Annotated in this window: 4 protein-coding genes and 1 tRNA gene; 2 read left to right on the top strand and 3 right to left on the bottom strand. The window is 61.8% G+C overall.

Annotation, left to right across the window (positions count from 1 at the left end; genetic code table 11):
* Positions 1-350: 350 nt before the first annotated feature.
* The 3 genes from Q4F91_RS12690 to Q4F91_RS12680 all read right to left on the bottom strand — a co-directional run bounded on the left by Q4F91_RS12690 (position 351) and on the right by Q4F91_RS12680 (position 4,414).
* Entirely contained in the window at positions 351-3,191 is a 2,841-nt protein-coding gene (locus Q4F91_RS12690) for a valine--tRNA ligase (protein ID WP_303338096.1), read from the bottom strand.
* 250 nt (positions 3,192-3,441) lie between these two features.
* Entirely contained in the window at positions 3,442-3,939 is a 498-nt protein-coding gene (locus Q4F91_RS12685) for a hypothetical protein (protein WP_303338095.1), read from the bottom strand.
* A gap of 46 nt (positions 3,940-3,985) precedes the next feature.
* On the bottom strand, positions 3,986-4,414 hold the full coding sequence (locus tag Q4F91_RS12680) for a DNA polymerase III subunit chi (RefSeq protein WP_303338094.1): 429 nt from the start codon (positions 4,412-4,414) through the stop codon (positions 3,986-3,988).
* 153 nt (positions 4,415-4,567) lie between these two features.
* Between Q4F91_RS12680 and Q4F91_RS12675 the strand changes: the two genes are divergently transcribed.
* Both Q4F91_RS12675 and Q4F91_RS12670 read left to right on the top strand, forming a co-directional pair.
* Positions 4,568-4,643, top strand: a tRNA-Ala gene (locus tag Q4F91_RS12675).
* A gap of 99 nt (positions 4,644-4,742) precedes the next feature.
* The coding region (locus Q4F91_RS12670) for a GreA/GreB family elongation factor (protein WP_303338093.1) at positions 4,743-5,164 on the top strand (422 nt) is incomplete at its 3' end.

Below are 5,164 nucleotides of genomic sequence, written 5' to 3'. Positions count from 1 at the left end.
TTAACGACCTGATCTATAAGAATTTTTTCGACTTTAAGCTGTCAAAGACAGGAGGAGTACTTCGCGACGATGATCTACTTCGTCTGCGGCGGACTTGACATCGCTTCGCTGTGTCCGTACCCGCGAATGAAGGGCTCTATCGAAGTCTGCTGAAGCTACAACCCGAAGGTGGTAGCCTCAGCTCAACCCACTCTTAACAGCGAAGAACCTTTTTTATTTTCATCCCTTGATATTCAAGGGATTTCTCTTGACGGCAAGGGCCGTGCCCCGGAAATGACGGAAGGCCCCGAAATCTCTTCGGAGCCTTCCTGTGGTTCTGGCAACGGGCGGCCTGAGCCGCCCACGGCTCATCAGGCCTGCGGCAGGCGGGCGAGCTGCTCGTTCACCTTGGCCAGAAGCGCGGTGAAGTCTGCAAGGCGCTTCTTCTCGACCTCGACGATGGCGGCCGGGGCCTTCGAGACAAAGCGCTCGTTGCTGAGCTTGCCCTCGCACTTCTTCACCTCGCCGGTGAGACGGGCGGCTTCCTTCTCGAGACGCTCACGCTCGGCCTTGATGTCGATCTCGACCTTAAGCATGATCTTGAAGTCGCCGACGATCACCACCGGCGCGACGGAGCCCTTGGCCTCCTGCTCGAGGCTCTCGACATGCGTGACAGGCGAGACGCGGGCGAGCTGCTCGAGGTACGGAGCGGCGGCCTTGCAGGCAGCGGCGTCACCGGAAATGAGGAGCGGGAGCTTCTGCGAGGGCGGAAGCTTCATCTCGCTTCTCAGGTTGCGGATCTGATCGATCATCTGCTGGATGTCGGCCATGCGGGCGGTGGCCTCGGCGTCAATCGCGGCCTCGTCGTACTTCGGATAGGCCTGGATCATGATCGAGGTTTCCTGATCGGCGGCGCGGACGCCGGCGACCAAAGAGACCTTCTGCCAGAGCTCCTCGGTGATGAACGGGATGATCGGGTGAGCGAGGCGCAGCACCGTCTCAAGGACGTTCACGAGCGTGTGGCGCGTGGCGCGCTGGGCAGATTCGGAGCCGCGCAGCTGAACCTTGGAGAGCTCGACGTACCAGTCGCAGTACTGGTTCCAGACGAAGGAGTAGATGGCGTTCGCGGCGTTGTCGAGACGATAGTCACGGTAGGCGGCGATCACTTCCTTCGTCGTGCGGGCGAGCTCGGAGATGATCCACTTGTCGACGAAGGAGAACTCCATCGGCGCGCCGGCGGTTTCGCCCACGCCGCAGTCCTTGCCCTCGACATTCATCAGCACGAAGCGCGTGGCGTTCCAGAGCTTCGTGCAGAAGTTGCGGTAGCCCTCGGCGCGCTTGAGGTCGAAGTTCACGTTGCGGCCGAGCGTGGCGTAGGCGGCCATCGTGAAGCGGAGCGCATCCGCGCCGTGAGCGGCGATGCCGTTCGGGTAGTTCTTGCGCAGCTTCGCCTCGACGATCGGAGCCTTCTCGGGCTGGCGCAGGCCGCGGGTGTTCTTCTCGATCAGGTGCTCGAGGTCGATGCCCTGGATGATGTCGAGTGGGTCGAGCGTGTTGCCCTCGGACTTCGACATCTTCTTGCCCTCGGCATCGCGAACGAGGCCGTGGATGTAGACGTTGCTGAAGGGAGCGCGGCCGGTGAAGTGCTTCGTCATCATCACCATGCGGGCCACCCAGAAGAAGAGGATGTCATAGCCGGTGACAAGGACGGTCGAGGGGAGATAGAGGTCGTAGGCGATCTTCTCGTCACCCTCGGCGTCGGGCCAGCCGATCGTCGAGAAGGGCACGAGCGCGGACGAGAACCACGTGTCGAGCACGTCCTCGTCACGCGTGAGCTTCACGCCTTCGCCGGCCTGCTTCTGTGCCTCAGCCTCGCTGCGGGCGACATAGACGTTGCCCGCCTCGTCGTACCAGGCCGGGATCTGATGGCCCCACCAGAGCTGGCGCGAGAGACACCAGTCCTGAATGTTCTCGAGCCACTGGCGGTAGACGCCGCGCCACTCGGCCGGGAAGATGTTCACTTCGCCCGACTCGACGGCCTCGAGGCCCACCTCGGCGATGGACTTGCCCGGCTGGAGCGTGCCCTCGGGAGCGGGCTTGCTCATGGCCATGTACCACTGCTCGGAGAGCATCGGCTCGACGATCTCGCCCGTGCGGGAGACGCGGGGAACCATGTGCTTGATGGGCTTCTCGGCGAGGAGCAGGCCCTGAGCCTTCAGGTCCTCGAGCGCGACGCGACGGCACTCATAGCGGTCCATGCCGCGGTACTTCTCGGGCACGTTGTCGTTCATGCGCGCGGTCTTCGTGAGGACGTTGAGCATCTCGAGGTTGTGACGGCGGCCGACCTCAAAGTCGTTGAAGTCGTGCGCCGGGGTGATCTTCACGCAGCCCGAGCCGAACTCGCGGTCGACGTAGCTGTCGGCGATGACGGGAATTTCGCGGTCGGTGAGCGGAAGCTTGAGCGTCTTGCCGACGAGGTCCTTGTAGCGCTCGTCATCGGGGTGGACGGCCACGGCCTGGTCACCGAAGAGCGTCTCGGGACGGGTCGTCTCGACGACGACGCCCTCGGAGCCGTCGGCGCCGGGGTAGCGGATCGCCCAGAGGAAGCCGTTCGCCTCCTCGCTCTCGACCTCAAGGTCCGAGACCGCGCTCTGCAGCTTCGGATCCCAGTTCACGAGGCGCTTGCCGCGGTAGATGAGGCCTTCCTCATAGAGGCGGACGAAGGTCTCGATCACGACGCGCGAGAGCTTCGGGTTCATCGTGAAGTAGAGGCGGTCCCAGTCAACGCTGTCGCCCATGCGGCGCATCTGCTCAAGGATCGTGCCGCCGGAGAACTTCTGCCACTCCCAGATCTTCGCGATGAAATCCTCGCGCTTCATGTCGCGGCGCTTGATGCCCTGCTTCTCGAGCTGGCGCTCCACGACGATCTGCGTGGCGATGCCGGCGTGGTCCGTGCCCGGGAGCCACATCGTGTTGTAGCCCGCCATGCGGTGGTAGCGCGTGAGCGTGTCCATCACCGTCTGGTTGAAGGCGTGGCCCATGTGCAGGATGCCGGTGATGTTGGGCGGCGGGAGCTGGATCGAGAAGGCGGGCTTCGTCGGATCAAGGCCGGCCTGGAAGTAGCCGCTCTTTTCCCACACGGGGTACCAGCGGGATTCAATGGCGTTGGGTTCAAAGCTCTTCGCGAGCTCCAGGGATTGCTGTTCCGTCATGGTGTTTAAATGGGGGTGAAAAATTTTTTGCGCCCTTCAGGCATCCGCGGAATCTGCGGCGGTATGCACTTGCAAGGGCGTCAGGGGAAGAATCCGTTCGGTCGCCTCAGGTCACACCCGCAAGGGCGGGGACGAGGGCGAAGGCTTTCCTGTTCACGACAGGGGAGCGAAGTTCTGCAATTTTCTCACGAACTCCGGGGAGGAGCCCAAGCGTCATGGGGTCCTCCTGAAGGTGTACTGGAGAATCGTGTCAGCGCCTTACAAGGTCAGAGAGATCGAGCTCGCGCAGTTTCTCGTCGACGGCCTGAAGGACCTGCTGCGAGAGCGAGCGCTGCACATCGCTCTTCATGCGCGTGACGGCGTTCGACACGGCGAGTTCCAGCGCGTCATGAAGCCCCTGGCGTACGGAGGATTCGATCTGAGGCGCGAGGCGCTCAATGATCGCATTCTTCTCCGCATCCGTAAGTATGAGGGGCTGGGGTTCATGGGGAACAGGCACCAGAACCGGAGCAGGTTCTGCAGAGGCTTCCTGACCGTCAGCGGGCGCGGTGTCATCCTTCGGGGCGGACTCTGATGCTTCGGCCGGTACGCTCTCGGTCTCGACAGGGGACGCGGGCTCAAGTCCGAGCGTCGGTTCGCGGGGGCCGGCGGCGATGCGCTCCAGTGCTCCCCAGGAGATAAGCACGCGTTCCGTAAGAGTCCTGCAGGTCTCGGACTCGGTGCCGATGACTGGTTCCTGTCGGGTCATGAAAATTCTCTGACTCAGAAAATGAGAAAGTTGGAAAAGTTTAAGTCTACTGACGTCGGTCGTAGGCTGCGAGTTCAACGCCCTGCGCCTTGTAGCTGCGGTACCTGTCGCGGGAGAGGGGCAGTTCCACAGGATCGGTGCTCACCACGTCGATGATGCGCTCGAAGCGTCCGAACTCGGTCTTCCAGTCCTGCGGAAGGTAGTCATCAAGCAGAAGCAGCACATCCCCCTCGAGGGCGCTCAGATCGGTTGAGAGACGGATCGGCGTGTCTTTCGCATGCGGGTGGTTCGCAGGGACGTGGGGCAGGAAGGCCAGGTCATCAAAGCTCCAGAGCATCTGGTTGAGCGTGCTCAGACGCTTCGCATCCGAGGTCCAGAGCGCCAGCGTGAGACCGCGCCGATAGACGGTGCGGGCGACCAGGCAGGCGTACCGGAGGCGGTCGGGAACGTTGAAGTGGAAGTCGATTTTCTGCATGAGCATCATTATGGCGACAATGCAGAGGTCAGGAACTCTATCCACTCTTCTCCACCGCCAATTTTTCAGACGGTCGTACCGTATTTGTGGTATCTGCATTGAAAGGACTTGCCAAGAAGAGAAAAGCAGGGCAGAATTCACCTCCTCCGGTACGGGGAAGTAGCTCAGCTGGGAGAGCGCTGCGTTCGCAATGCAGAGGTCGGGAGTTCGATCCTCCTCTTCTCCACCACCAGATTCCGAAACCGAGATGTCTCAGAAGGGGCGTCTCGGTTTTTTGCTTTTGAGATCTGATCCTCCTGAACGGGCGGTATCAGACAGGGGACGCGCAATGGCTGAAGATGATGACGACGAGGTGAAGCTTCCGGGGCTGCCTCCCAACACGAAGAACTACATGACGCCGAAGTGCTACCGCAGACTCCTCGACGAGCGTGAGCATCTCGTCAATGTCGAGCGCCCGGAGATCGTGAATGTCGTCTCGTGGGCGGCAAGCAACGGCGACCGCTCCGAGAACGGCGACTATCTCTACGGCAAGAAGCGTCTCCGCGAAATCGACCGCCGCATCCGCTTCCTCAACAAGCGCATCGAATCCGCGGAGGTGGTGGACCCCGAGTCGCATCCCGAGACGGATCAGGTTTTCTTCGGCGCGACGGTGCTCTATGCCAACCAGCGCGGAGAGGAAAGGAAGATCCGCATCGTCGGCATTGACGAGGCGGATCCCGATCATGGCGATGTGAGCTGGATCAGTCCGAT

It is taken from the genome of Sutterella sp. (genome assembly GCF_030539355.1).
Taxonomy (GTDB): Bacteria; Pseudomonadota; Gammaproteobacteria; order Burkholderiales; family Burkholderiaceae_F; genus Sutterella.
Note: the sequence above shows the minus strand (reverse complement) of the source record. Positions and strands in the feature narration are given on the sequence as shown.

Bases quoted from the DNA above. Each gene is read 5' to 3' on its own strand.
- Q4F91_RS12690 (WP_303338096.1), bottom strand. From the start codon at position 3,191: ATGACGGAACAGCAATCCCTGGAGCTCGCGAAGAGCTTTGAACCCAAC.
- Q4F91_RS12685 (WP_303338095.1), bottom strand. From the start codon at position 3,939: ATGACCCGACAGGAACCAGTCATCGGCACCGAGTCCGAGACCTGCAGG.
- Q4F91_RS12680 (WP_303338094.1), bottom strand. From the start codon at position 4,414: ATGCAGAAAATCGACTTCCACTTCAACGTTCCCGACCGCCTCCGGTAC.